At 65.9% G+C, this 24,444-nt stretch carries 23 protein-coding genes and 1 riboswitch; of the genes, 14 read left to right on the top strand and 9 right to left on the bottom strand.

All coding sequences use genetic code 11. The features are described 5' to 3' along the window. Window positions 1–97: 97 nt before the first annotated feature. Genes R3355_RS15120 through cobG form a run of 3 tightly spaced genes read right to left on the bottom strand, consistent with a single transcriptional unit; the run spans window position 98 to window position 2,809 of the window. Window positions 98–850, bottom strand: a complete 753-nt coding sequence (locus R3355_RS15120; protein ID WP_318961923.1) for a precorrin-2 C(20)-methyltransferase — start codon at window positions 848–850, stop codon at window positions 98–100. Continuing rightward, window positions 847–1,473, bottom strand: a complete 627-nt coding sequence (locus R3355_RS15115; RefSeq protein ID WP_318961922.1) for a precorrin-8X methylmutase — start codon at window positions 1,471–1,473, stop codon at window positions 847–849. The genes R3355_RS15120 and R3355_RS15115 overlap by 4 nt, the downstream gene beginning before the upstream one ends. Beyond that, window positions 1,466–2,809: a precorrin-3B synthase gene (gene cobG / locus R3355_RS15110; RefSeq protein WP_318961921.1), complete on the bottom strand. Its 1,344-nt coding sequence runs from the start codon at window positions 2,807–2,809 to the stop codon at window positions 1,466–1,468. Before cobG ends, R3355_RS15115 begins: the two co-directional genes overlap by 8 nt. 95 nt (window positions 2,810–2,904) lie before the next feature. Beyond that, a riboswitch (cobalamin riboswitch) is annotated at window positions 2,905–3,119 on the bottom strand. Here cobG and R3355_RS15105 point away from each other — a divergent pair. The 4 genes from R3355_RS15105 (at window position 3,115) to R3355_RS15090 (ending at window position 6,211) form a co-directional block, all read left to right on the top strand. Beyond that, window positions 3,115–3,342 carry a hypothetical protein gene (locus R3355_RS15105; protein ID WP_318961920.1) on the top strand — a complete coding sequence of 76 codons (228 nt, stop codon included), beginning with the start codon at window positions 3,115–3,117 and terminating at the stop codon, window positions 3,340–3,342. It overlaps the preceding riboswitch by 5 nt. Continuing rightward, a complete protein-coding gene (gene cbiE / locus R3355_RS15100) occupies window positions 3,308–4,510 on the top strand; it encodes a precorrin-6y C5,15-methyltransferase (decarboxylating) subunit CbiE (RefSeq protein WP_318961919.1) in 1,203 nt (400 codons plus the stop codon). The genes R3355_RS15105 and cbiE overlap by 35 nt, the downstream gene beginning before the upstream one ends. Continuing rightward, window positions 4,507–5,298 (top strand): cobalt-precorrin-6A reductase, encoded by a 792-nt coding sequence (locus R3355_RS15095; RefSeq protein WP_318961918.1) that lies wholly within the window; start codon window positions 4,507–4,509, stop codon window positions 5,296–5,298. Before cbiE ends, R3355_RS15095 begins: the two co-directional genes overlap by 4 nt. Window positions 5,299–5,494: 196 nt before the next feature. Further along, complete coding sequence (locus R3355_RS15090; RefSeq protein ID WP_318961917.1) at window positions 5,495–6,211, top strand: (2Fe-2S) ferredoxin domain-containing protein; 717 nt, start codon at window positions 5,495–5,497, stop codon at window positions 6,209–6,211. 232 nt (window positions 6,212–6,443) lie between these two features. Here the strand turns inward: R3355_RS15090 and R3355_RS15085 are convergent, their stop codons facing one another. The 5 genes from R3355_RS15085 to R3355_RS15065 all read right to left on the bottom strand — a co-directional run bounded on the left by R3355_RS15085 (window position 6,444) and on the right by R3355_RS15065 (window position 14,907). Continuing rightward, window positions 6,444–8,003 (bottom strand): PAS domain-containing methyl-accepting chemotaxis protein, encoded by a 1,560-nt coding sequence (locus R3355_RS15085; RefSeq protein ID WP_318961916.1) that lies wholly within the window; start codon window positions 8,001–8,003, stop codon window positions 6,444–6,446. A 138-nt stretch (window positions 8,004–8,141) separates the two neighbouring features. Further along, on the bottom strand, window positions 8,142–9,455 hold the full coding sequence (locus R3355_RS15080; RefSeq protein ID WP_318961915.1) for a DUF1329 domain-containing protein: 1,314 nt from the start codon (window positions 9,453–9,455) through the stop codon (window positions 8,142–8,144). Between the two features lie 18 nt (window positions 9,456–9,473). After that, on the bottom strand, window positions 9,474–11,366 hold the full coding sequence (locus R3355_RS15075; RefSeq protein ID WP_318961914.1) for a DUF1302 family protein: 1,893 nt from the start codon (window positions 11,364–11,366) through the stop codon (window positions 9,474–9,476). 39 nt (window positions 11,367–11,405) lie between these two features. Continuing rightward, entirely contained in the window at window positions 11,406–13,880 is a 2,475-nt protein-coding gene (locus R3355_RS15070; RefSeq protein ID WP_318961913.1) for an efflux RND transporter permease subunit, read from the bottom strand. 10 nt (window positions 13,881–13,890) lie between these two features. Beyond that, window positions 13,891–14,907 (bottom strand): YCF48-related protein, encoded by a 1,017-nt coding sequence (locus R3355_RS15065; RefSeq protein WP_318961912.1) that lies wholly within the window; start codon window positions 14,905–14,907, stop codon window positions 13,891–13,893. A 439-nt stretch (window positions 14,908–15,346) separates the two neighbouring features. Here R3355_RS15065 and R3355_RS15060 point away from each other — a divergent pair, with 439 nt between their 5' ends. Beyond that, on the top strand, window positions 15,347–15,883 hold the full coding sequence (locus R3355_RS15060; RefSeq protein WP_318961911.1) for a lecithin retinol acyltransferase family protein: 537 nt from the start codon (window positions 15,347–15,349) through the stop codon (window positions 15,881–15,883). Here the strand turns inward: R3355_RS15060 and R3355_RS15055 are convergent. After that, on the bottom strand, window positions 15,850–17,535 hold the full coding sequence (locus R3355_RS15055; RefSeq protein ID WP_318961910.1) for a sigma-54-dependent Fis family transcriptional regulator: 1,686 nt from the start codon (window positions 17,533–17,535) through the stop codon (window positions 15,850–15,852). The two genes, R3355_RS15060 and R3355_RS15055, sit on opposite strands and share 34 nt — an antisense overlap. Before the next feature lie 497 nt (window positions 17,536–18,032). On the opposite strand from R3355_RS15055, the gene R3355_RS15050 reads away from it, so the two are divergent. The 9 genes from R3355_RS15050 to R3355_RS15010 form a co-directional block, all read left to right on the top strand. Further along, entirely contained in the window at window positions 18,033–18,302 is a 270-nt protein-coding gene (locus R3355_RS15050; protein WP_238044633.1) for a phenol hydroxylase subunit, read from the top strand. 47 nt (window positions 18,303–18,349) lie between these two features. Next, complete coding sequence (locus R3355_RS15045; RefSeq protein ID WP_318949431.1) at window positions 18,350–19,339, top strand: aromatic/alkene monooxygenase hydroxylase subunit beta; 990 nt, start codon at window positions 18,350–18,352, stop codon at window positions 19,337–19,339. Window positions 19,340–19,350: 11 nt separating this feature from the next. Beyond that, window positions 19,351–19,620 carry an MmoB/DmpM family protein gene (locus R3355_RS15040; RefSeq protein ID WP_238044628.1) on the top strand — a complete coding sequence of 90 codons (270 nt, stop codon included), beginning with the start codon at window positions 19,351–19,353 and terminating at the stop codon, window positions 19,618–19,620. Window positions 19,621–19,633: 13 nt separating this feature from the next. Next, the gene (locus R3355_RS15035; RefSeq protein WP_318961909.1) at window positions 19,634–21,172 is read left to right on the top strand and encodes an aromatic/alkene/methane monooxygenase hydroxylase/oxygenase subunit alpha; all 1,539 of its coding nucleotides are present in this window, start codon (window positions 19,634–19,636) and stop codon (window positions 21,170–21,172) included. 63 nt (window positions 21,173–21,235) lie between these two features. Further along, window positions 21,236–21,595, top strand: coding sequence for a phenol hydroxylase subunit P4 (locus tag R3355_RS15030; protein ID WP_318961908.1), 360 nt, complete (start codon window positions 21,236–21,238; stop codon window positions 21,593–21,595). A gap of 10 nt (window positions 21,596–21,605) precedes the next feature. Continuing rightward, the gene (locus R3355_RS15025) at window positions 21,606–22,667 is read left to right on the top strand and encodes a phenol 2-monooxygenase domain-containing protein (protein ID WP_318961907.1); all 1,062 of its coding nucleotides are present in this window, start codon (window positions 21,606–21,608) and stop codon (window positions 22,665–22,667) included. Between the two features lie 11 nt (window positions 22,668–22,678). Beyond that, window positions 22,679–23,017, top strand: a complete 339-nt coding sequence (locus R3355_RS15020; RefSeq protein WP_318961906.1) for a 2Fe-2S iron-sulfur cluster binding domain-containing protein — start codon at window positions 22,679–22,681, stop codon at window positions 23,015–23,017. Further along, complete coding sequence (locus tag R3355_RS15015) at window positions 23,014–23,934, top strand: catechol 2,3-dioxygenase (RefSeq protein WP_318961905.1); 921 nt, start codon at window positions 23,014–23,016, stop codon at window positions 23,932–23,934. The genes R3355_RS15020 and R3355_RS15015 overlap by 4 nt, the downstream gene beginning before the upstream one ends. A 216-nt stretch (window positions 23,935–24,150) precedes the next feature. Further along, window positions 24,151–24,444 (top strand): aldehyde dehydrogenase family protein (locus R3355_RS15010; RefSeq protein WP_318961904.1); only part of this gene is annotated, 294 nt, incomplete at its 3' end.

Raw genomic sequence — 24,444 nt, 5'->3', positions numbered from 1 at the left:
GCGGTTGGCGGGTGGGTGAAGCGTCATCCGCCCTACGGGTCTGTCGCGGCTGAAGCGGATCGCCGCCCGGCCCCTCCCACGGGGTGTTTGCAGTTTTTCAACCGCGCCATTTCTCGCCGGGGATGACGATCATCGAGAAGTACGGCGAGGACATCGGTTCCACCTCGTCCAGCGCCACGATGCGCTGGTTGCCCATGGTTGCGCGTTCGACGTAATGGGCGCGCTGGTCGATGCCCAGCTCCTGCAGCACCCGGCGGACTTTCTCGAAGTTGCGCCCGAGCTTCATCACCACGGCGGCTTCGGCATCGCGCAGGCGCTGCTTGAGTTCGTCTTCGGGCAGCACGCCGGAGAGCACGCTCAGCGACTGGTTGCGGTACACCAGCGGCGTGCCGAGTACCGAGGCGCAGCCGAGCATGGAGCACACGCCCGGCACCACTTCCACCTGGTACCGGCCGGCCAGGCGGTCGTGCAGATACATATAGGAGCCGTAGAAGAACGGGTCGCCCTCGCAGATCACCGCCACATCCTGGCCGGCATCCAGTTGGGCGGCGATCTGCACCGCGCAGGTGTCGTAGAAGTCGCAGATCACATCTTCATAGCTGAGCGGCGGCGCGAGCTTTTCCGTGGTCACCGGATACACCAGCGGCAGTCGCTGCTGCGCATCCGTCAGGTGCTGCTCGATGATGCCGAAGGCGTTGCCGCCCTGGCCCTTGTTGGCTTTGGCCTTGGCCACGAAGTAGCCGACCACGGGTGCCGATTGCAGCAGGCGCAGGGCCTTGAGGGTGATCAGCTCCGGGTCGCCGGGGCCGACGCCGATGCCGAGCAGGCGGCCTTTTTGTGCACTCATCACTCCACCTCCGTGGCCAGGGCGTTGACCGCCGCCACCGCCATGGCGCTGCCGCCACGACGGCCACGCACTATCACGTAGGGCACGCCGCGGCTGTCGGCGGCGAGGGCGTCCTTGGACTCCGCCGCGCCGATAAAGCCCACCGGCATGCCGATGATCAGCGCCGGCTTGGGGGCGCCGGCGTCGAGCATTTCCAGCAGGTAGAACAGCGCGGTGGGGGCGTTGCCGATCACCACCACGCTGCCTTCCAAGTGTTCGCGCCAGTGTTCCAGGGCCGCCGCCGAGCGGGTGTTGCCCAGCTCGCGGGCCAGATCAATCACGCCCTGGTGATGCAGGGTGCAGATCACCGGGTTATTGGCGGCCAGGCGCGGGCGGGTGATGCCTTCGGCGACCATCCGCGCATCGCAGAGAATCGGTGCGCCCTTGGCCAGGGCGGCGCGCCCGGCGGCTCCGGCACCGGCGGAGAAGCGCAGGTCCTGGACGATATCGACCATGCCGCAGGCGTGAATCAGCCGCACCGCGAGCTTTTCCAGATCGGCAGGGATTCTGCTGAGGTCGGCCTCGGCGCGGATGGTGGCGAACGACTGGCGGTAGATTTCCTGGCCGTCGCGGATGTACTCAAGCATTGCGGTTTCCTGTCGGGCAGTGGGCGGCGAACCAGTCGCCGGCCTCGTCGATGGTCATGCGGGCGGCCTGCAGCTGGCCGAAACCGGCCGCCTCGGGCGTGCGTCGATAGAGCTGGTAGTGGCCGCTCGCGTCGGCCAGCAGGGTGAAGGGCGCGATATGGGCGGCGGCGCAGGAGCGCGGGCAGGCGCTGATATGCACCTGCGGGCGCACCTTGCCGGCGCCCAGGCGCTCGGCCAGGCGCAGGGCATCGGCCTTGCTGTCGGCCAGGCCTTTGCCGCAGGCCGTCGAGCCGGTGCAGGCGATCAGCTGGCTGAGTGGTTGGTTGGCATCGGTGAGCAGGTCGAGATCGCCCAGCGCCTGCAGCGTATCGGCTGCCGTTTGCAGCGGGATATTCGGCAGCAGCAGGCCCTGCCAGGGCGTCAGGTGCAGGCTGGCATCGCCCTGGTGTTCGGCCAGATCGGCCAGGGCGCGCAGTTGCGCGGCGTCGATACGGCCCAGCCGGGCGGCGGCGGCAACCATGCACAGGCCCGCCTGCCGTTGTGGATAGATGCCGATCGGTGCGCGCTGGCTGAGCGGCGTGCGCTGCCAATCGCTCGGGGCCGCTTGCACGGGGAAGGGCAGGCGCGCTTGCAGCTGTTGCAGCAGTTGGCTGGCCGGCATCACGGCCAGCAGTTGGCGCATCCGGCTGTGTTCGTTACCGGCCAGGTCGAGAAACCGTCTGAGCAGTTGTTCGATCAGCTGCACTGCTTGCTTTGCGTCGACCACGCCTAGCGGCTTGTCCCCCGGACAACCGGCCAGGCCGAATGCCAGCCGCGCCGGCGTGCCGGGCAGGACGCTGAGCCAGATATCGTGGGGGTGTTCGAGCATCGCCAGGGCTTCGCCGCCGTCCAGCTGCAGGGCGAACTTGGCCGACAACCCATGCAGCGCCGGGGTGTGTTGCAGCAGCTCGAGCAGGGCGGCGGCCAGCGGCCGGGTATCGAGCAGGGCCTGCGGATCGAGGCCGGCGGCGGGGCTGAGCAGCAGGTTGCGCACATCGTCGGCATCGCTATGCCGAGGGCCAAGGTCGGCGCCCAGCAGGCGCTCGATCAGCTCGGCCTGGCGGTCGGCGCGCACGCCACGGATTTGCAGATTGCTGCGGTTGGTCAGCTCCAGCACGCCGCTGGCGCACGCGCTGGCGGCCTCGGCGATGGCACGGGCCTGGGCGCTGCCAAGTACGCCGCCGGCCAGCTTGACCCGGCAGATGCCGCCGTCCAGCGCCTGGACGATGCGCAGCAGGCCGGGGCACGCGCTGGGGCGTGGGGCGGGCAGATCTAAGGTGGCGGCAAGGTCGCGCAAAAAGGTCACCAACAACAACGACGCGGCGACCGAACCAGCAGAGCCCGCCCATGGGGGGACTCAATGGCATCGGTACACCCCGCCCGATGTTGGCACTCGCGACTAGCGTCGTCGGCAGGTCTCCTGGCTGACAGGTCATGATCGGCCGCGGCCTTCCCGGTTGCCCAGTGGCGCTGTTGCGGCAGACTCGCTGTTTACAGTTGCGGGGGCAGCTCGGTCACGATCGGCAGATCGCTCCGTATTCCCTCTTCGGCCCTTTCAGAGTCTGTTCAGGGGCGTGCGAGCTGGAGCCAGGCAAGGCGGAAATGGCTGAGAACGCGGAGTTTACCAGTCGTAAATCAGCAGTTCGAAGCCATTTCCAGCACAGCATGGCCGACGCGCAGCAGACCCTGTTCAGGCTCTTGGGCACCGACGAAGGCGCTATTATGCCCGCTTTGCGCGCGGGCACGACAGCCGGCTGGTCGGGCGGGCGCGATGATCACGGTTTGAGGAAAGCGCATGACGACCTGGTTAACCCTGGTGGGGATTGGTGAAGACGGCTATGCCGGCCTGGGTGAGGCGGCGCGGCTGGCGCTGGGCGAGGCGCAGTGCATCGTCGGTGGCGCGCGGCAACTGGCCCTGTTGCCGGACGATCTGCCGGGGCAGCATGAGCTGTGGCCCAGCCCCTTCAGCCTGGAGCCGGTGCTGGCCCGGCGCGGCACGCCGGTCTGCGTGCTGGCCAGCGGCGACCCACTGTTCTACGGGGTTGGCGCCAGCCTGGCGCGGCACCTTTCGGCCGCGGAAATGCAGGTGTTCTCGGCGCCGTCCTCGGTCTCCCTGGCCGCCGCGCGCCTCGGTTGGCCATTGCAGGAGGTGGCGGTGCTGTCGCTGGTGGCGCGGCCGCTGGCGGCGTTGCAGGCACTGATCCATCCCGGCGCGCGGCTGTTGCTGCTGAGCAATGACGGCGACAGCCCGGCGGCGGTGGCCGAGTTGCTGCGTGGGCGTGGTTTCGGTCCGAGCCGGGTGACCCTGCTGGAGCATCTGGGCGGCGCCAGCGAGCGGCGCGTCGACGGCCTGGCCAGCGACTGGGCGCTGCCGCGTGCCGCCGCTCTCAATCTGCTGGCGGTCGAGTGCGTGGCCGCCGCCGATGCGCGCCTGCTGCCGCTGACGCCGGGTTTGCCGGACGACGCTTACCGGCACGACGGCCAGCTGACCAAGCGCGACGTGCGCGCCATCACCCTGGCGCGCCTGGCTCCGCAACCCGGCGAGTTGCTCTGGGATGTCGGCGCCGGTTGCGGCTCGATCGGCATAGAGTGGATGCGCGCCCATCCCGCTTGCCGGGCCATCGCCATCGAGGCCGACCAAGGCCGTCAGGCGCATATCCGGCACAACCGCGACGCCCTGGGCGTGCCCGGCCTGCAACTGGTCGCCGGCCGCGCGCCCGAGGCCCTGGCCGGCCTGGCCGCGCCGGATGCGATCTTTATCGGCGGCGGCGTCACCATTGCCGGGGTGCTGGAGCAGTGCTGGGCCAGCCTCAAGCCGGGCGGCCGGCTGGTGGCCAATGCCGTGACCCTGCAGAGCGAGGCGGCGCTGCTGGCCTGGCGCGAGCAGGTCGGCGGCGAGCTGACCCGCATCGCCGTGGCCCAGGCCCAGCCGCTGGGCGCTTTCGATACCTGGCGCAGCGCCTTGCCGATCACATTGCTGGAGGTGCGCAAGCCGTGAGTGCGCGGATCCTCCTGCTCGGCGGCACCAGCGAGGCCCTGCGCCTGGCGCGACGTCTCGGCCCCGCGAGCATCTACAGCCTGGCCGGCCTCGGCCGGGTGCCGGATGACCTGCCGTGCCAGGTGCGCGTCGGCGGTTTTGGCGGGGCCGAAGGTCTGGCGGCGTTCATCGCCGCCAAGGGCATCGAGCTGCTGCTGGACCTGACCCATCCCTATGCCGCGCAGATCAGCGCCAATGCCGCCCGTGCCGCTACGTTGGCCGGGATTGTCTGCTGGGCGCTGCGTCGCCCGGGTTGGCAGGCCGGGGGTGGCGATGACTGGCGCGAGGTAGACGACTGGGCCGAGCTGGTGGCGGCGCTGGCGCCGTTCCAGCGACCGCTGTTTACCCTGGGCCGCGAGCCGCTGGAGCACCTGCACGAGATTCCTCTTCACCAGCACTGGACGGTGCGCTGCCTGCAGGGCCAGCCTGCGGTTGAGCGGGCGGAAATCATCGGCGCGCGCGGGCCCTTCGACCTGGACGGCGAGCGTGCCCTGTTCGCCCGTCTGCAGACCGATGTGCTGATCAGCAAGAACAGCGGCAGCCAGGCCACCGAGCCCAAGTTGCAGGTCGCCCGCGAGCTGGGCCTGCCGGTGCTGCTGCTGCGCCGGCCGAGCCTGCCGCCGGTGCAGCGCGAGTTCGTCAGCCTCGAAGCGCTCTGGCAGGTGCTGCAGCAGGCGGGCTACGGCGCTACCCAACCCAACGAACCCGACCCCGTAGGGTGGGTTAGCGACGCGGGTCGCCGACCGTGAATCCACACGCGACAGTGGTGCGGCGCGTAACCCACCAGGCGATCGAACGCGTTGCGCCGATGGTGGGTTACGCCGCGGCGCCAATGATGTGTTGTTCGGCAACAGCGGCATGCGGCTAACCCACCCTACGGGGCTGGGCAAATCCCATGGCGCACTAAAACGCCTGCTAGACTGCCGCCCCGCTTTGGAGGCCGCCATGACCACGCCCGTTTCACCTTACGCCTGCATTCTCTTCGTCGGCCCCGACCTGGCTGACGGCTCCTTCGCCGAGTTGTTCCGCCAGCGCCTGGCAGAGCTGCGCGGCGCGGCGGCGCTGGCCGATATCGTCGACACCTCTGAGGGATATGCGCCGCTCTGGCAGCGCGTGGCCGAGGGTGAACGGCCGTTGCTGGTGATCGACCTGGAGCCGCAGAGCAGCAGTGCCCACCTCGACTGGCTGCGCAGCGAACTGGGCCAGCTCGCCGAGCCCGAGCAGCTGTTCGTCGCCAGCGCCATCGGCCAGAGCGAAGGCCTGCCGGTCGAGGCTGCCTGCGCCCTGATCGCGCGGCCCGAGCTGCACCTGCCCTGTGTCGGCGTGGCCGAACTGCCGGAGCGCCACGCCTGGTCGCAGATCCCGCCGCACCAGCACCGCGTGCTGCTGTGCAACGGCCCGCGCTGCACCCGCCGCGGCGCCCTGCCACTGTGGAAGAGCCTGCGCGCACAGCTCAAGGCCGCCGGCAAGCTGGAGTGTGACGGCGGCGTGCATCTCACCCGGACCCAGTGCCAGTTTCCCTGCGACCAGGGGCCGAGCCTCAGCCTCTATCCGTCCGGCGCCTGGTACCAGATTCGCAGCGAAGCGGACGTGTGCAAGCTGGTGCAGCAGCAGTTCGTCGAAGGCCGTGAAGTGCCCGAGCTGTTGATGACCCGGGACTGAGAGGTTGTGAAAAAACTCTCGTCTACTGCGGCAGCCTCCAAACGCCCGCTGCGGCGTTGCGCTACGTGAAAAGCAGGGGCATTTAGCTCACTAAACTCCCCTACTTTTCACGTGGCGCGCCATGCCGCGAACGCCCGGAGACGCTCTCGCTCTGCGGCGCTGGCTATGTTCCCACGCGCTGACCGGCCAGCAGGCTGGCGCCTGCCGCCGGGCGCTGTGCGCCGCCCTGGTATCAGTGCCCGTGCATATGTTCGATCAGGGCGCGCTGGCGGCTGGCCTGGCTGCTGACCTGGTCGGCGAGGTCGAGGGTGTCGCGCTGCAGTTGCAGGCTGTGGCTGGCCAGGTCTTGCAGGGCGTGGATCTTCTGGTTGATCTCCTCGGCGGCCTGGCTCTGCTGGTGGCCGGCGGCGGCGATCTGGCTGCTGATGCCGGCGATCTCGCCGATGCGCAGGGTGATGTGCGCCAGGGCCTGGGCGGTGGCGTCGACCTGTTCGACGCTGGCCCGCGACTGTTGCAGGCCCTGCTGCATGGCCTTGACCACCTGCGCGGTGCCCTGACGCAGGGCTTCGATCATGCCCTGGATTTCGTCGGTGGAGGCCTGGGTGCGCTGGGCCAGGGAGCGTACCTCGTCGGCCACCACGGCGAAGCCGCGGCCGTTGTCGCCGGCGCGCGCCGCCTCGATGGCGGCATTCAGGGCCAGCAGGTTGGTCTGCTCGGCGATGCTGCGGATCACCGCGAGTATCCCGCCGATGGCCTGGCTGTGCTGGCTCAGGGCGGTGACGGCCGCAGCCGATTGGTCGAGGGTGGCGGCCAGGGCGGCGATGCTCTGGTGCGCATGGCCCACCTGGCGCTGGCCATCGTCGCTCAAGGCCTGCGCCTGCTGGGTCTGTTCGGCGGCATTGCGGGTGTTGCCCGCCACTTCCTGGATGGTCGCGCTGAGCTGTTCGACCGCGGCGCTGATGCCGTCCAGGACCTGTTGCTGCTGTTCGGCCGCCTGGTTGCTGGTGCCGAGCAGTTGCCGGGTGTGGTCGGCATGGGCACTGACCCGGCTGCTGCTGTCGCCGATGCGTGCCACCATGGAGGCCAGACGCGCCTCCTGCAGACGGTTGCTCAGCTGCAACTGGCCGACTTCGTCGATCCGCCCGGTGTAGATCAGCTGCTTGATCGGGTGCTCGACGATGCGTCGACTGTCCGCCACCAGCGCGGCGAAGGGCTTGCCGTGCAGGCTCAGCAGCAGCCAGCAGAGGCTGGCACATGCGACCAGCACGGCGCTGCCCAGTTGCGGGCTGTGGCTCAGGGCGAGCAGGCCGAGCGGGCTGAAGGCCAGCAACGCCAGCAGGGTCTGGGCACGCTGGCGGGTCAGCCATTGCCAGCGCAATGCCGCCGGCTGCCTGCCCTGGCTGCGGGTGCGGTAGATGGCGCTGGCGCGCTGGATCGCCGCGGCCTGGGGCAGGCGATAGATGGCCTGGTATTCGCGCACCTTGCCGTCTTCCAGCACCGGGCTGATAAAGGCGTCGACCCAGAACGGCTGGCCGTCGGCCCGGCGGTTCTGCAGCATGCCCATCCAGGACTGGCCGCGGCCGAGGGTCGCCCAGAGATCCTTGATCGGCCCCGGCGGCATCTCCGGGTGACGCAGGCAGCTGGCGGGACGGCCTTGCAGGGCGCTTGCGCCGAAGCCGGCCAGACGGCACAGGGCCGGGCTGGCATAGAGGATGTTGGCCTGGCCGTCGGTCACCAACAGCAGTTGTTGCTGGGCTTGGTTCTGGCCTGGGTCTGGCGCGCGCTGGGACATGGCATCCGGTCCGTAGTGAAGGTGGCGGCGGATGCACGGGCAAGGGTTGCCGTGCCGCGCGGGCGCCGCCTGAGTTGAATTCGGGGGTGGTGTGCGAACCGCCCGGCGTGCTGCCGGGCGGTTGCGGGTGACGGTCTGTCAGTTACCGGTAGCGCGCATGTGCTGCACGCTGAACATTTCCGGCTTGCTCATTTCCGGGTCGACCTGACCCTTGAACTGGCCGGTGGTGCAGTGCATGGCCTGCACGTCGATCATGCTGAAGCTGTCGTCGATCGACACGCCGCTGTCCTTGTTCTTCGCCAGGTGATGATCGGGGTGGGCCTGGCCGATGGTGAAGGTCTTCCACAGGCTGCCCTTGCGGTCATAGGAAATGGTCCGCGGCACCGTGAAGGTCTGCGCATCCACGTAGTGCACGCGCTTGGACAGCGGGTGGCTGCCCTCGACCGGTGCCGACTCGACCTCGTAGACCTTGCGCAGCTGCCAGGTGATGTTGGGGAAACAACCGCCCTGGCCGGCGAAGGCCACGACCTGGTAGCCGTCGCTGTCCTGGTGGGTTTCGCTGTCCAGGGTCAGGTCGTTGTGGTTGTAGAAGGGCATCAACAGGAACTTGGTGCCCTTGTAGCTCCAGTTCATGTCGGAGATGCGCCCGTTGTAACCCTCGAAGTCCTCGATCATCAGGTCCGAGCCGAGGAAGGCGTCGGTCACCTGGCCGGTGGCCAGGCGGCGCACGCGGCGCTGGAAGCCCAGGTAGAGCCAGGAGTTGTCGCGCTTGAGGTCGTCCTCGGAGCGGTGGATCAGCAGCTGGGTGTTGCGCACGTCATAGGGTTCCAGGACCTTGACGTAGATGCCGCGAAACAGCTGCGAGGGGTTCGGCGTGATCGCCGGCAGCGGCTGCTGGTTGACCCGGCCGGTGAAGTTGAGGAAGTGGAAGTCGAACTTGATGGTGCGCTCGACCTTGGCCGATTCCAGGTCGCGGTACTTCCAGTAGAACGGCGAGATGGCCGCGCTGTCGCCCCAGTTGTAGCCGTACTTGTAGTTCCAGGCCAGCTTCTCGCCGGCGCGCGGGTCATTGGCGTCCGGCTCCTGGGGGAAGGGCCGGCCGGCGACCCAGCCTTCGATCTCGCCGGGCTTGGCGCCGAGCTTGACCTTGTCCTGGCCCTGACGGGTGGCCTCGACATAGTTGGGGTGCAGGTCGAAGGAGGTGGTCTCGCCGACCTGCATGTCCAGCCAGCCCTTCTCGATAAAGCCGTAGAAGGCCGGATCGATGATGTCCTTGAACTGGGCGACGTTGGCCTTGTTGATAGTCAGGCCGGCGCTGAGCCCGGCAAACGCCGGTTTCTCGGCCTGGTAGGGAAAGAACGAACGGTCGATCACGGCCGGGTCGGCCTGGGCGACACCTGCGCTCATTGCCAGGGCAAGGGCGGCGAAACGGAAGCGGAATTGCTTGTTCATGGGTCTTCCTCGTGGTGATCAGAAGCTGTAGCGCAGGGTCAGTTGCAGTTCGTCTTCCTTTTGCGCCATGCCGATCGGGCCGGCGCGGAAACGACCGAGGGGTTCATAGCCGGACAGGCCAAGGCTCATGCCTTCCGGTTGGCCGGCGCTGGTGAAGGGGTCCCAGGGGTTGCAGGTACGGCAGTCGTCGTACTCACGGGCGCCGCGACCGACCTTGATGTTGGCGCCGGCGGTGATCTTCAGGTTGTCGCTGAACAGGTACTCGATGCTCGGGGCGATGGCGGTGGCCTGGGCCTTGAAGTCATGCGCGGCGAGCAATTGCGGGCTGAGCCGATCGTTCATCCACCAGCCCTTGACCAGCAGGGTGCCGATCCAGTTCTTCTCCCAGTCCGGCATGCCGACCTTGCCCAGCGCGCGTTTCTCCTCCTGGTGCTCGTGGATGTGCTGGCCGAACAGCTGCGCCGAGAACAGGAACGCGCGACCGGGGTTGAGGGCCGGAATGAAGATGTTCTTGTCCGCGCCGATCACGTAGCGGGTCACGTTGGATTCGGAGAACAGCCGCGGCTGCAGGGTGTTGGCGAACTCCTCGCCCTCGGTGTGCGCCACTTCGACGCGGAACACCGTGTCGATCGCCTGCGAGTAGTAGTCCATCGAGCCGCCGAGCAGGTTGACCCGCGGGAAGTGGATGTCGAACGCGATCAGGCTCGGCCACACCGCGGTCTCGCCGGTGAAGGCGTTGGTCGCCGGGATGCCGCCGCGCAGCGAAGGCAGTTGCGAGCGGTAGGTGAGGGCGTTGAGGCTGAAGCCGAAGTCGCCGTAGACGCCTTCCAGCTTGATCCCGAACTGGCTGTTGGACAGGCTCCAGGACGGCATGTGGGCCTTGCGGATACCGATCTGGCCGGGGCCGAAGTCGGTGGCGATGTTGCCGTTGGCGAAGTTGGCCACGGTGCCACCGTTTTCCCACAGGTTGTTCATGCCGCGGAAGAAGCAGGCCGCGTCGAGGATCGAGTTGGGCCCGCCGCACTGACCGAGGTTGTGCGGACGGAACTTGTCGAAGTTCCACACGAACGACAGGTTGAGGTCGTCGAACAGCTCGCCGGCGCCCATGCGCCAGTCGGCCTTGGCGATCCACATGGGGATGCGGATGTCTTCCAGCTCGTCATAGATGTTGTTGCGCGAATAGTCGACCGGGTTGATCACGTCGAGCACGCGGAACAGGTCGGTGCGGCCCCAGATCACCTGCTGCTTGCCCAGGCGCCAGCTGAGGATGTCGCCGTTGGGCAGCTCATTGTCGAAGTCGACATACAGCTCGCGGATGAAGTCCAGGCGCTCGTTGAACTCGGGGAAGCGCAGGTCGTCGCTGCTGGCGTCCAGGTAGTCGTCGATGCAGCCGCGGCTGTCCTTGTCGCAGGGCCGCACCGGCACGCCGAAGGCCACGCCGCCACGGGTTTTGTGCAGGTTCTCGCCGAGTACGATCATGCCCTCGTTGGGGTTGCGCGCCTGGTCGAAGCCGAGCAGGGTGCCGGGCACCGTCAGGCCGCCACCGTGGGGCACGCTGTTGCCGGCCACGCTGTTCTCCAGCTCGATGGCGCCCCCCGCGCCGCTGCCGTACTCGCTGCTGTTGAGGTCGTAGACGCCGTCGTAGGTGCCACGGAAGGTGGCGTGGAAGGCGGTGTTCTTGAAGTTCAGCTGGCCGAGGTCGCCGAACTTGCGGTCGGCGTTGACCTGCAGCGTGTTGCGGAATTTCGACAGGCCGACGCTATCGCGCGCGAAGGTGGCGTTCTCGACGTAACCGGTGACCTGCATCTCCTCGTCGGCCAGGACAGCGGCCAGCGGGGTCAGGCCGCAGCCCGCGCCCGCCAGCGTGGCCAGGGTCCAGTGTTTCAGGCTTTTTCTTATTCTTGTCTGCATGGCAGAACCTCTTGCAGTGGGTTGTTGGTGCGCGCCGGCTCAGGCCGGTTGGCGCGCCTCGGACAGCAGCCCAGCGTCCGACTGCGCTGAAGTCGGCAACGGATCGGTGGGAATTACGGGGATCGTTTCGGCGTCCTGGTCGGCATGGATCACGCCGTCCGCATCGACGTAGGCATCGGTGATGAAGCGCGGCTTGAACACCAGCACCCAGGCCGGGGCCAGCAACATGGCGGCGATGCCGTTGATCACGATCATCACGCACAGCAGCTTGGCGGCGTCGGCCTGGAAGCGCAGGTCGGAGAGCAGCACCCACATGACGATGCCGGCCATCAGGGTCAGCGCGGTGAAGCTGATCGCCATGCCGGTGGTGGCGATGGCGCGGTGCACCGCGGCGGATAGGTTGCCGCTCTTGACCATCTCCTCGCGGATGCGGTCCATCATGTAGATCGAGTAGTCGATGCCGACGCCGATGCCCACGGCGATCACCGGCACCGTGTTGATGTCGATGCTCATCCCGGCCAGGCCCATGTAGGCGTAGGTCAGTACGGTGGCGAAGAGCATCGCCATCAGCATCATCAGGCCGGCATGCCAGCTGGTGTAGAACACCATGACGAAGGCGAAGATCAGCAGGAACACCAGCGGCAGGACCAGCAGGTTGGTCTCGAACGCCGACTCGTTCATCGCCGCGGCAACGCCGAGGGTGCCGCCGGCCAGGCGGATGCTCAGGCCGGGCACGTCCTCGCCGTGCTCGGCGATCCACTGCTTGGCCATGTGCATGGCGCGGCGGATGGTTTCGCCCTGGCGATCCTTGTAATAGAACACCAGGTTGGCGATGCGGTCGTCGGTGTCGTTGAACTCGTCCAGCGCCCCGGGGATCGGGCTGGAGGCCATGTAGGTGAACATCAGCCCGCCGACGTAATCGGCGTCATGGGGGATCTGGAACCAGCGCGGGTCGTCGTTGTGCATCAGCCGGTTGACCTGCTTGACCAGGTCCGGCAGGCCCTTGCTGCCACCCACCGCCGGGTCGCCGAGCATGTGTGCCTGCAGCGACTGCAGGGCGCGCAGCACTTCCGGGCGCTTGATCCCGCCGTTCTCGGCGTGCTCGGCGATGATGTACAGCTCCTCGGAGCCGGGGAAACGGTCGTTGATCTGCTTGGACGACAGGTTGTAGTCGTGCTCGGGATAGAGGATCGGCGAGCCGGGTTCGGAGTCGCCGATGCGCACCTGCGCCGATGCCCACAGCCCGGCGACAATCGCCAGGGCGGCCAGCCCCAGCAGCTTGCGCGCGGCGCCGGGGCGCGACACGGTGGCGGCGCAGGTGGCGCCGATGTGACGCAGGAAGGTTTCCTTGATTTCGGGGTTCTTCGGCTGCGGCAGGATCGACAGCAGCAGCGGCACGCCGATCAGCACCGAGAAGATCACCGTGGTCGCCCACAGCGAGGCGTAGATGCCCAGCTTGGTGTTCAGCGCAATCGAACCGATGGCGATCAGCGCCAGGCCTATGGCGTCCGAGGCGATGCCCAGGGTGCCGGGGCGGAACAGGCTGTCGAAGGTGGCGCGCGCGGCCAACTGGCCGTTGCCGCGCTCGCGCACCTCGGCGTAGTAGCGCTCCACCAGCTGCACGCCGTGGCTCATGGCCCGTGCGGCGATCAGGAAGGGAATCACCAGGCCCAGCGGGTCGAGGTTGTAGCCCAGCAGGCTGATGATGCCCAGGCCCCAGATGGTCGAAATCAGCACCCCGCCGAGCGGGATCAGCACGCCGTAGGCCTTGCGGAAATGGAACACCAGCAGGGCCAGCATGGCCAACACTGTGAACACGAAGATCTGCAGGATCTGCTCCATGTAGGTGTAGGCCCAGCCGACCAGCACCGGCTGGCCGGTGGCATACAGCTTGACGCCGTCACGCACTTCCGCCTGGCGCAGGGCCTGCAGCTGGGCGAAGGTCTGTTCGTAGTCGAGCTGGCCCTCGATCAGCTGCGCCTTGACCAGCGCCACCTTGAGATCGGGCGACACCAGCGGCCCGTAGACCCGCGGGTTGGCCACCACGTCGGCCTTCATCGCGCTCAGCTGGGCCTCATCGAGCTGGCCGAATTCGGGCTGGTAGTAGGGCTCGGAGTTGATGCTGCCGACCTCGGTCAGCCAGATCTTGCGCGAGTTGCGGTGGGTCAGGCTGCTGACCAGGTTGTGGTTGACCCCAGGCAGGTTGTCCACCGCCTGGGTAACCCGGTCGAGGGTGGCCAGGTTGGCGTTGCTGAACAGGTCGCCGTCCTCGAACTCGACGCCGATCACCAGCACGTTGGCGCCGCCGAAGGTGTCCTTGATGCTGTTGTGCAACTGGATATACGGGTGTTGCTGCGGCAGCAGGTCGGCGAAGTCGGTATAGACCTTGAGCGCCGGGATCTGCAGGGCGAAGAACAGGGTCAGCGCGCCGATCAGCGCCAGCACCCGGCGCGGGTTACGGAACAGCCAGAGTTTGGCCAGGTAGAAAAAATGGGTGAAGCGGTGCATGGACATGGTCATAGCCTCACTGAGCCTGGGCGGCCAGGGCCGGACGGGTATCGAGGTTGAGCAACAGGCCGCGGCCGCCGGCCACGGTCAGGCGATGGTCGGTGCCGTTGCCGGCGGCGCGCAGGTAAGCCGGCGCATTCGGCGTGGGCACTGCCAGCCAGCGCTCGCCGCTCAGACGCAGCACGCTGCTGTGATCGCCGATGGCGAACAGGCCGTCGCGGTTGGCGCTGAAGTTGAAGATCGGTGCGGCGGAGGGGGTGGCCTGACGTTGCCAGCTCTGCCCACCGTCGCGGGTGTGGTAGATAAAGCCATTGAGGCCGCCGACCCAGCCCTCGTCGAGGCTGACGAAGCGACTGGCGTGCGGGTAGAACTCCTCCGGCAGGCGGCCGCTGGCCTGCCAGCTCTGGCCGCCATCGGTGCTGCTGAAGACCAGGCCGAACTCGCCGGTGACCACCGCCTGCTGCGCGTCGAGAAACTGCAGGGTGGTGAGCATGGCGTCTTCGTCCAGGCTGGTTTCATCCCAGTTGGCGCCCTGGTCCCGGCTATTGAGCAGGGTGGTGAAGCCGCCTGCCGCCCACCAGGCACCGTCGGGGGTGCAGGTCGCGGTGAGCATTTGCTCCTGGGTCGGCAGTGCATGGGCGTTCCAGCTCAGGCCCTGATCGGCGCTGTGCCACAGCTGGTTGTCGAAACCGAGGGCGATGAAACTGCCGTCCGGGCAGGCATCCACATCGATCAGGCCGGGCTGCCCCGGCAGTTGCTGGCGCTGCCAGGTCAGGCCCTGATCCTGGCTGACCAGCACCACGCCGTCGTTGCCAACCAGCACGCTGACTGCCGCGTTGCTGGCCAACGCCTGGTAATGGTCGGTGCGCAGGCTGGCGTGGCTGGTCGCCTCGCCGACCGCCGCCAGATTCAGTTCGGCCTCGCAACCGGCCAGCAGCACGGGCAGCAGAAGCAGGGCAAGCGTGGCGCGAGGCAGACGTGGGGTGGCAATAGCACAGGGCAGGCCGTTACACGGCTTGGGAGTGAAGCTCATTACGGGTCACCACTTGGATTGTTGTTGTCTTGCAGCGGTTGGTGACCCTAGAGCAACGCTTGTGCCAGTCTCCTGTATTGGTTTGCAAGTGACTGAAATAGATCGAATTTAATGTTATGTGAGGATTCTTCAGGGCGAAATTTGAGTGCTGCGGGACGCCTTGCCTTTGAGCAAATAATCAAATCGTCCGGGGCTTTATCCATTTGGTAAAACCGCCTCGAGAGTCGCGCCGGACTGCCATTGGCCGCGCCGGAGGATGCCCGCTCGTTGGGCGTTTTCTTGAGCATTTGCGCGCTGGCGCCTCGGCATCGGGCAGGCCGTCGCGCCGGCAACCCCCCTAGTCCGGTGATTTTCCGCTGCTGGCGCGGTTGATGCATCGAACCTGGCAACGCAGCTGAAGCCCCTGGCCAGCCAGGGGCTTCGCAGGTTGGAGCCGGCCATGAACAGTACCCATCCGTTTTTCCAGGCAAGCGCAACGCGAGGGGCACGGCAGGTGCTCTGGGATATCGATGCGGACGTCGAGCCACCCCTGGGCGCACACCTGGTCACACCGCGCCATGGCTATTGCCATCACGGCATCTATGTCGGCAACGGCCGGGTGGTGCATTACGCCGGGTTGTGCGAATCGCTGCAGGCCGGACCGGTGGAAGAGGTGTCGCTCGAGCGGTTCGGTGCGAGCCGGCCGGTGTGGATCGAGTACCGTCCCTTGCCCGGCTTCGCGGCCGCGCAGGTGGTGGCCAGGGCCCGCTCGCGACTTGGCGAGAGCCGCTATCGGCTGCTGACCAACAACTGTGAGCACTTCTGCACCTGGTGTCGCTATGGCTGCCCGCGCAGCGACCAGGTGCGCGGTCTGCTGGTGCGTCCCCTGGCGGCGCTGGGCCTGGTCTGGCGCCTGCTGCCCAGGCTGCTGGTGCGGGCCTGTCCGCAGTTGCAGCGGGTCGGTCAGGCCTCGATACCGATCTTCTTCAGCCGGTAGGCCAGGGCCGGGCGCGTCAGGCCGAGGAGGCGCGCGGCGCCGGAGACGTTGTTATTGGCGCGCTGCATGGCTTCGCGCATCAACTGTTCCTCGATGGCGTCCAGGCTCAGCCCGGAACCCAGCACCTGCTCAATCCAGCTCTGCTCGGTGACCGGTTGCAGCAGGGTGCCTTCGCTGGAGAGCCGGCTCTCCAGCAGCTCCTCCAGCTGCAACTGCGGGAACAGCGCCTCGATACTGATGCTCTCGTTGCTCTCGGTGAGGATGATGCCGCGCTCGATGACGTTCTCCAGTTCGCGGATATTGCCCGGCCAGGGGTAGTGCATGCAGGCCTCCATGGCCTTGTCGGAAAGGCCCAGGGTCTTCTTGTTGTATTCGCTGTGGAAGCGCTTGAGGAAATGCTCCACCAGCAGCGGGATATCCTCCAGGCGTTCGCGCAGGGGCGGGATGCTGACCGGGAACACGTTGAGCCGGTAGAACAGGTCGGCGCGGAACTTGCCCGTCTTGACCGCCTCGGTAAGGCTTTCGTTGGTGGCGGCAATGACCCGCACGTCGACCTTGCGCGTGCGGTTGTCGCCGACCCGCTCCAGCTCGCCTTCCTGCAATACCCGCAGCAGGGTGGCCTGGGCGCGCGGGCTCAGCTCGATCACTTCGTCGAGAAAGATGGTGCCCTGGTTGGCACGCTCGAAACGGCCCATGCGCGACTGCAGCGCGCCGGTGAAGGCGCCCTTTTCCACGCCGAACAGCTCGGCTTCGATCAGGTCCGGTGGGATGGCGGCGCAGTTGATCGCGACGAACGGCTGTTCGGCGCGGGCGCTGCGCAGGTGCACGCTGCGCGCAATCACCTCCTTGCCCACCCCGCTTTCGCCGAGCAACAGCACCGAGACCTTGCCCTGGGCGGCCTTGTCGATCATCTGGCAGACCTTGCTGTAGGCCTGGGACTGGCCGATGCCGTAGTACTGGCCTTCCTGGCGTTGCAGGCTGGTGCGCAGCGAGGCCAGTTGCGACTGCAACTCGTACAGCTCCTCGATGATCGGGTCGTTCTTGAAATACTGCTTGAACGCCTCGGCGTCGTCCCATTCCTCGGCCAGCTTGCCGACGATCCGGCATTTGTCGTCGCCGCGGCCGCGGCAGGTGATCTCCTTGAAGATCACCTCGCGGCCCATGAACGAGGAGGAGTAGCTGCAGGCGTAACCGAGCAGGGTCCAGCACACCGGGTCGGTCATCGGCCCGAGTTCGCTCTGGCAGATCTCCACCTCGAAGGAGTCGACCCACTCCACCTCGACATAGAAACGCCCGGCCTCGATGTCGATATCCAGTTCGGTCGGGATCGCCTTGACCAGGCCCTTGAGCGAATGCAGCTGCGGGCCGGCGAGAAAGATGTCCAGCTCGCTGCAATGCGGGCGCAGCTTGCGTGCCAGCTCGGCGTCCTTGAGGCCGGATTGATAACCCAGGCGCAGGAAGAAGCCCTTGGCCCGCTCGATGCCGAGGATGCTCACCAGCTCGCGGCGAAAACTGCCCATGGCGGAAACCTGCATCAGCAACATGCGCTGTTCGCCGAACCAGATCTTGCCTTCCATGCTTTGAAAACGGATCTGTTTGCTCAGATCCTGAAAGTCCGAGTGTTGCAGTTGCGGCTTGTACCTGATTGCCATGGCAATAGGACCCCTGATTGTTTTTGTAAGGGGGAACCACCTCGGATCGGTTGCCAGGGCATTTACTCAGTCACTGAAGATGACTGAATTTACCTGCTGAAAACCTGCTTTTCCCTGCAGTTTCCGTCAATGGAAGGATCTGGGGTGGTTGGCGGTCGAGTGCTGGCACAACGCCTCGCGGCTCGACTGGGCAGTCACCATATCCATATCCATGCGCGGGTGGAAGTCAACCAATTGATGAAATTGGCGCCGCCAGCCCGGCCCCCGCCGAGCCCGTTGCAGATGGCTGAGCATTTGCTCAAGCCGGCCGGCGGCATTTGATCAAATCATCAAAAAAGCCCGTATCAGCCTGGCCGACGCGCGCCTTGCGCTGCGTCTCTTGCTGCCTTTTATTTTATATAAGCCTTTATAAATCAATTACTTGAAAGTTTTTTTCAGGCATTGGCACAGCCGTTGCGTTAGGCCTGTCACCCGCCACCAAGGGAGATGGCCCGAACATGAACACGCTTGAACCCCGTTTTGAAGACCTGCCGCGTTACATCCGGGTACGCAGCGAGCCAGATGCCCGCTTCGTCGAGTTCGATTTCGCCATCGGCTACCCGGACCTGTTCGTCGAGCTGGTGCTGCCGCAAGCCGCGTTCACCCAGTTCTGCCAGCACAACCGCGTGGTGGTGATGGATCAGGCGATGGCCCAGGCGGTCGACGACGACATGGTCAAGTGGCGCTTCGGTGAAGCCGGCAGCCGCATGCCGGGCAAGCGCGACTGAGAGCCTGCCCACGGCAGCCACACACAACAACAACAGGTACGGTCGAGATGAGCATAGAGATCAAGACGAACACGGTGGAGCCGATCCGCCAGACCTTCAGCCATATCCGCAGACGCTTCGGCGACAAGCCGGCCAGCCGCTATCAGGAGGCCAGCTACGACGTCGCCGCCACGATCAATTTCCATTACCGCCCGCAGTGGCAGCCGGACAAGCTGCTCAACGATGTCACCCGCACCTGCCTGGTGATGCGCGACTGGTATGCGGTCAGCGATCCGCGCCAGTACTACTACGGCACCTATGTGCAGACCCGGGCGCGCATGCAGGAAACCACCGAGCACGAGTACGCCTTCTGCGAGAAGCGCGAGCTGCTGGGACGCCTGAGCGACGAGCAGCGTGCACGCATCCTGCGGGCGCTGGTGCCGCTGCGCCACGCCGAGCTGGGTGCCAACACCAATAACAGCGGCATCGCCGCCGATGGCTGCGCCACCACCGTGGTGCAGATGCACATCTACACCGCCATGGACCGCCTGGGGATAGCCCAGTACCTGTCGCGTATCGGCCTGTTGCTCGACAACGGTGGTACCGCGGCGCTCGAGCAGGGCAAGCAGCTGTGGCTCGACGACCCGGTCTGGCAGGGCCTGCGCCGTTACGTCGAGGACAGCTTCGTGGTCAAGGACTGGTTCGAGCTGACCCTGGCCCAGAACCTGGTCAGCGATGGCCTGCTGTTCCCGCTGATGTACCAGAAGTTTGACGAGACCCTGAGTGCCGAAGGCGCCGGTGACGTAGGCATGCTCACCGAGTTCATGCGCCAGTGGTACGCCGAGAGCAGCCGCTGGGTCGATGCCATGGTCAAGACCGTGGCCGCCGAGAGCGAGAGCAATCGCCTGCAGATCGAAGCCTGGATCGAGTACTGGCTGGCCCGTGCCCTCGAGGCCCAGGCACCGCTGGCCGAGATCAGCGCTGGCGGCGACGCATTCGCCAGCGTGCATCAGGACTTCCTCGCCCGGCTGAAAAAGCTCGGCCTGAACATTCGATAAGGATTCAGACCATGTCGCTCGTTTACCTCGTCCTGCAGGACAACGACAACGCCCGCTACCTGGTGGATGGCATCACCCATGACAACCCTCATGCAGTGGTCCAGCACCAGCCGGCAATGATTCGCATCGAGGCCGAAGGCCGTCTGGAGATCCGTCGCGACACCATGGAAGAGCGGCTCGGCCGCGCCTGGGACGTGCAGGAAATGCTGCTGGACGTGATCACCATCGGCGGCAACGTCGATGAAGACGACGACGCCTTCGTGCTCGAGTGGAAAAATTAGGAGTAGCCAAGCCATGACCGCCAACAAGAAAAAACTCGGCCTCAAAGACAAGTACCGCTACCTGACCCGCGACCTCGACTGGGAGCCCAGCTACCAGGACAAGAAGGACATCTTTCCCCACGAGGATTTCGAGGGCATCAAGATCACCGACTGGGACAAGTGGGAAGACCCCTTCCGTCTGACCATGGATTCCTACTGGAAGTACCAGGCCGAAAAAGAGAAGAAGCTCTACGCCATTCTCGACGCCTTCGCCCAGAACAACGGCCAGCAGACCATCTCCGATGCGCGCTACGTCAATGCGCTGAAGCTGTTCCTCGGCGGCATCAGCCCTTGCGAGTACCAGGCGTTCCAGGGTTTCGCCCGGGTCGGCCGGCAGTTCAGCGGTGCCGGTGCGCGGGTCGCCTGCCAGATGCAGGCGATCGACGAGCTGCGCCACGTGCAGACTCAAGTGCATGCGATGAGCCACTACAACAAGCACTTCAACGGCCTGCATGACTTCGCCCACATGCACGACCGGGTGTGGTTCCTCTCGGTGCCCAAGTCGTTCTTCGACGATGCGCGCACGGCCGGACCGTTCGAGTTCCTCACCGCCATCTCGTTCTCCTTCGAGTACGTGCTGACCAACCTGCTGTTCGTGCCCTTCATGTCCGGCGCGGCCTACAACGGCGACATGGCCACCGTCACCTTCGGCTTCTCGGCGCAATCCGACGAGGCGCGGCACATGACCCTGGGCCTGGAAGTGATCAAGTTCATGCTCGAGCAGCACGAGGACAACGTGCCGATCATCCAGGGCTGGATCGACAAGTGGTTCTGGCGTGGCAACCGCCTGCTGACGCTGGTCGGGATGATGATGGACTACATGCTGCCGAACAAAGTGATGTCCTGGGCCGAAGCCTGGGAGGTCTATTTCGAGGAGGCCGGCGGCGCGCTGTTCAAGGACCTGGAGCGCTACGGCATCCGGGCGCCGAAGTACGTCGAGCAGTCGACCATCGGCAAGGAGCACGTCTCCCACCAGGCCTGGGCGACCTTCTACCAGTACAGCCAGGCCACCAACTTCCACACCTGGATGCCCAACGAGGAGGAGATGGACTGGCTGTCGGCCAAGTACCCGAACACCTTCGACAAGTACTACCGCGAGCGCTTCACCTTCTGGCGCGAGCAGCAGGAAAAGGGCGAGCGCTTCTACAACAACACCCTGCCGCAGCTGTGCCAGGTGTGCCAGATCCCGACCATCTTCACCGAGCCGGACGACGCGACCCAGCTCAGCCATCGCAGCCATGTGCACGAGGGCGAGCGCTACCACTTCTGCTCGGATGGCTGCTGCGACATCTTCAAGAACCAGCCGCAGAAGTACGTCCAGGCCTGGCTGCCGGTGCACCAGATCTACCAGGGCAACTGTGGCGGCAGCGACGTCGAGTCGGTGGTGCGCGACTACTACAACATCAACATCGGCGAGGACAACTTCGAGTACCTCGGCTCGCCCGAGCACCAGCGCTGGCTGCAGTGGAAGGGCTTGAATCCGGCCGTCGCCCCGCTACCCAAGGCGAGCTGAGCCGGCGCGGGGCGGCAGCGCCGTCCCGCTCCTTCCCATACCCAGAACAAGAGGAACCTCTTCATGACCGTCAATGCCATCGGGCCCTATGAATTCCCCCCGCTCGACCTCGAAGCCAACTTCCACGGCAATCGCCTGCTGTACCTGGGCTGGGATCGCCACCTGATGTTCTGCTCGCCGTTCGCCATGCTGGTCGACCCGGCCATGGGCTTCGCCGAGTGGTGCGAGCAGGTGCTGCGCCCGGCCATGGCCGCCCACCCGGATACCGCCAAGGTCGATTTCAGCGCCAGCGTCTGGCTGCTCAACGATGAGCCCTGGGCGCCGGATTTCGCCGCCAGCCTGGACGCCAACGGCCTCCGGCACAAGGACATGCTGCGTCTGCAAACCCCCGGCCTGAACGGCCTGGGCAACTCCGCGAGTTGAGGTGAGCACCATGAGTTACACCGTCACCATCGAACCGACCGGCGAACAGATCGAAGTGGAGGAGGGCCAGACCATCCTCCAGGCCGCCCTGCGTCAGGGCGTATGGCTGCCCTTCGCCTGCGGCCATGGCACCTGTGCCACCTGCAAGGTGCAGGTACTGGAAGGCGAGGTCGAAATCGGCGCCGCCTCGCCCTTCGCCCTGATGGACATCGAGCGCGAGGAGGGCAAGGTGCTGGCCTGCTGCGCCACCGTGCAGAGCGACGTGACCATCGAGGCCGACATCGACGTCGACCCCGACTTCCTCGGCCACCCGGTGGCGGATTTCCGCGCCACGGTCACGGCCATCGTCGAGCTGTCGCCGACCATCAAGGGCGTGCACCTGCGCCTCGATCGGCCGATGGCCTTCCAGTCCGGGCAATACGTGAACCTCGACCTGCCGGGTATCGACGGCAGCCGGGCGTTCTCCCTGGCCAATCCGTCGGGCCAGGCCAGTGAGGTGGAATTGCATGTGCGCCTGGTCGAGGGCGGCGCAGCCACCAGTTATATCCATCAGCAGCTCAAGGTCGGCGATCAGTTGCAGCTGTCCGGCCCCTATGGGCAGTTCTTCGTGCGCGGCTCGCAGCCGGGCGACCTGATCTTCATGGCCGGTGGCTCGGGCTTGTCCAGCCCGCAATCGATGATTCTCGACCTGCTGGAACAGGGCGACAGCCGCCAGATCACCCTGTTCCAGGGCGCGCGCAACGTCGCCGAACTGTACAACCGCGAGCTGTTCGAGGGCCTGGCCCGCGAGCACGGCAATTTCACCTATGTGCCGGCGCTCAGCCAGGCCAATGACGACCCGTCCTGGCAGGGCTTCAAGGGCTTCGTGCATGACGCCGCCAAGGCCCATTTCGATGGCCGCTTCACGGGCCACAAGGCCTACCTGTGCGGGCCGCCACCGATGATCGACGCCGCCATCAGCACCCTGATGCAGGGCCGTCTGTTCGAGCGCGACATCTTCATGGAGCGCTTCCTCACCGCCGCCGATGGCGCCGGCGACAGCCAGCGTTCCGCGTTGTTCAAGCGCCTCTGAGGGCCGCCACCATGGGCAGACAGTTTCAAGTGACCGAGGCCAGCAGTGGCCAGCATTTCAGCTGCGACGAGGCGCTGCCTGTACTCACCGCCATGGAACAGCAAGGGCTGCTCTGCGTGCCGGTCGGTTGCCGCGGTGGCGGCTGTGGCCTGTGCAAGGTGCGAGTGCTGGCCGGCGACTACGAGTGCGGACGCATGAGTTGCAAGCATGTGCCGAGCGAGGCACGCGAACAGGGCTACGCCCTGGCCTGCCGCCTGTTTGCCCGCAGCGATCTGTGTATCGAGCGTTATCAAAAGCCGTGCAGCGAAAACACGGTCGACCCACAACAAAGACAAAAGGTGTCGTTATGAAAAAAGGTGTGATGCGTCCCGGCCACGTGCAACTGCGCGTGCTGGACATGGCCAAGGCCCTGGAACACTACGTCGAGCTGCTCGGCCTGATCGAGGTCGACCGCGACGAGCAAGGCCGGGTCTATCTCAAGGCCTGGACCGAGACCGACAAGTTCTCCGTGGTGCTGCGCGAGGCCGACGAGCCGGGCATGGACTTCATGGGTTTCAAGGTGATCGACGATGCCTGCCTGAGCCGCCTGGCCGGCGAGCTGCTGGAGTTCGGCTGCCAGGTGGAAGAACTACCGGCCGGCGAACTCAAGGATTGCGGTCGGCGGGTGCAGTTCACCTCACCGTCCGGGCACCGCTTCGAGCTGTTCGCGCAGAAGCAGGTCACCGGCAAATGGGGCCTCGATGAGGTCAACCCGGAAGCCTGGCCGCGTGGCCTCAAGGGCATGCGCGCGGTGCGCTTCGATCATTGCCTGCTGTACGGCGACCAACTCGACGAGACTCTGCGCCTGTTCACCGAGGTGCTCGGCTTCACCCTCGCCGAACAGGTGCTCGATGGCGGTACGCGCATCGCCCAGTTCCTCAGCCTGTGCATGAAGGCCCACGACGTGGCCTTCATCCTCCACCCGGAGAAGGGCCGCTTCCACCACGCCTCGTTCTTCCTCGAGACCTGGGAGGACGTGCTGCGCGCCGCCGACCTGATCAGCATGACCGACACCTCGATCGACATCGGCCCGACCCGTCACGGCCTGACCCACGGCAAGACCATCTACTTCTTCGACCCGTCCGGTAACCGCAACGAGGTGTTCTGCGGCGGCGACTACCACTACCCCGATCACCCGGTGGTGACCTGGACCGCCGACCAACTGGGCAAGGCGATCTTCTACCACGACCGGGTGCTCAACGAACGTTTCCTCACCGTGCTGACCTGAGAGGTTGTGAAAAAACTCTCGCCTACTGCGACCGCCCTCTGGCACCCGCTGCTGGCGTTGCGTTACGCGAAAAACAGGGTCATTTAGCTCACTAAACTCCCCCCGTTTTTCGCGTAACGCGCCTTGCCGCGAACACCAGAAGACGCTCTCGCTACGGCGCTCGATATTTTCACAACCTCTGAATGCCCAGTTCGACTTATTGCAGAGATTGCGCAGATGAAAGAGATCAAGCATTTCATTAACGGTGCCTTCGTCGGTTCGGCCAGCGGCCGCACCTTCGAGGACATCAACCCGGCCAACGGCCAGGTGATCGGCCGCGTCCATGAGGCCGGCCGCGCCGAGGTCGACTCCGCGGTCAAGGCTGCGCGTGCCGCACTCAAGGGCCCCTGGGGCAAGATGACGGTGGCCGAGCGTGCGGAGATTCTGCATCGCGTGGCCGATGGCATCACGGCCCGCTTCGACGAGTTTCTCGACGCCGAATGCCTCGACACCGGCAAGCCCAAATCCCTG

This window comes from Pseudomonas sp. (genome assembly GCF_033723075.1).
GTDB lineage: Bacteria > Pseudomonadota > Gammaproteobacteria > Pseudomonadales > Pseudomonadaceae > Aquipseudomonas.
The sequence above is the reverse complement of the archived record's forward strand: the minus strand, read 5'-3'. Positions and strand labels throughout refer to the sequence as shown.

Bases quoted from the DNA above. Each gene is read 5' to 3' on its own strand.
- R3355_RS15075 (WP_318961914.1), bottom strand. From the start codon at position 11,366: ATGCAGACAAGAATAAGAAAAAGCCTGAAACACTGGACCCTGGCCACG.
- R3355_RS15030 (WP_318961908.1), top strand. From the start codon at position 21,236: ATGACCGTCAATGCCATCGGGCCCTATGAATTCCCCCCGCTCGACCTC.
- R3355_RS15070 (WP_318961913.1), bottom strand. From the start codon at position 13,880: ATGTCCATGCACCGCTTCACCCATTTTTTCTACCTGGCCAAACTCTGG.
- R3355_RS15015 (WP_318961905.1), top strand. From the start codon at position 23,014: ATGAAAAAAGGTGTGATGCGTCCCGGCCACGTGCAACTGCGCGTGCTG.
- R3355_RS15090 (WP_318961917.1), top strand. From the start codon at position 5,495: ATGACCACGCCCGTTTCACCTTACGCCTGCATTCTCTTCGTCGGCCCC.
- R3355_RS15045 (WP_318949431.1), top strand. From the start codon at position 18,350: ATGAGCATAGAGATCAAGACGAACACGGTGGAGCCGATCCGCCAGACC.
- R3355_RS15020 (WP_318961906.1), top strand. From the start codon at position 22,679: ATGGGCAGACAGTTTCAAGTGACCGAGGCCAGCAGTGGCCAGCATTTC.
- R3355_RS15025 (WP_318961907.1), top strand. From the start codon at position 21,606: ATGAGTTACACCGTCACCATCGAACCGACCGGCGAACAGATCGAAGTG.
- R3355_RS15085 (WP_318961916.1), bottom strand. From the start codon at position 8,003: ATGTCCCAGCGCGCGCCAGACCCAGGCCAGAACCAAGCCCAGCAACAA.
- R3355_RS15105 (WP_318961920.1), top strand. From the start codon at position 3,115: ATGGCTGAGAACGCGGAGTTTACCAGTCGTAAATCAGCAGTTCGAAGC.
- R3355_RS15050 (WP_238044633.1), top strand. From the start codon at position 18,033: ATGAACACGCTTGAACCCCGTTTTGAAGACCTGCCGCGTTACATCCGG.
- R3355_RS15040 (WP_238044628.1), top strand. From the start codon at position 19,351: ATGTCGCTCGTTTACCTCGTCCTGCAGGACAACGACAACGCCCGCTAC.
- R3355_RS15115 (WP_318961922.1), bottom strand. From the start codon at position 1,473: ATGCTTGAGTACATCCGCGACGGCCAGGAAATCTACCGCCAGTCGTTC.
- R3355_RS15060 (WP_318961911.1), top strand. From the start codon at position 15,347: ATGAACAGTACCCATCCGTTTTTCCAGGCAAGCGCAACGCGAGGGGCA.
- R3355_RS15065 (WP_318961912.1), bottom strand. From the start codon at position 14,907: ATGAGCTTCACTCCCAAGCCGTGTAACGGCCTGCCCTGTGCTATTGCC.
- R3355_RS15055 (WP_318961910.1), bottom strand. From the start codon at position 17,535: ATGGCAATCAGGTACAAGCCGCAACTGCAACACTCGGACTTTCAGGAT.
- R3355_RS15080 (WP_318961915.1), bottom strand. From the start codon at position 9,455: ATGAACAAGCAATTCCGCTTCCGTTTCGCCGCCCTTGCCCTGGCAATG.
- R3355_RS15035 (WP_318961909.1), top strand. From the start codon at position 19,634: ATGACCGCCAACAAGAAAAAACTCGGCCTCAAAGACAAGTACCGCTAC.
- cbiE (WP_318961919.1), top strand. From the start codon at position 3,308: ATGACGACCTGGTTAACCCTGGTGGGGATTGGTGAAGACGGCTATGCC.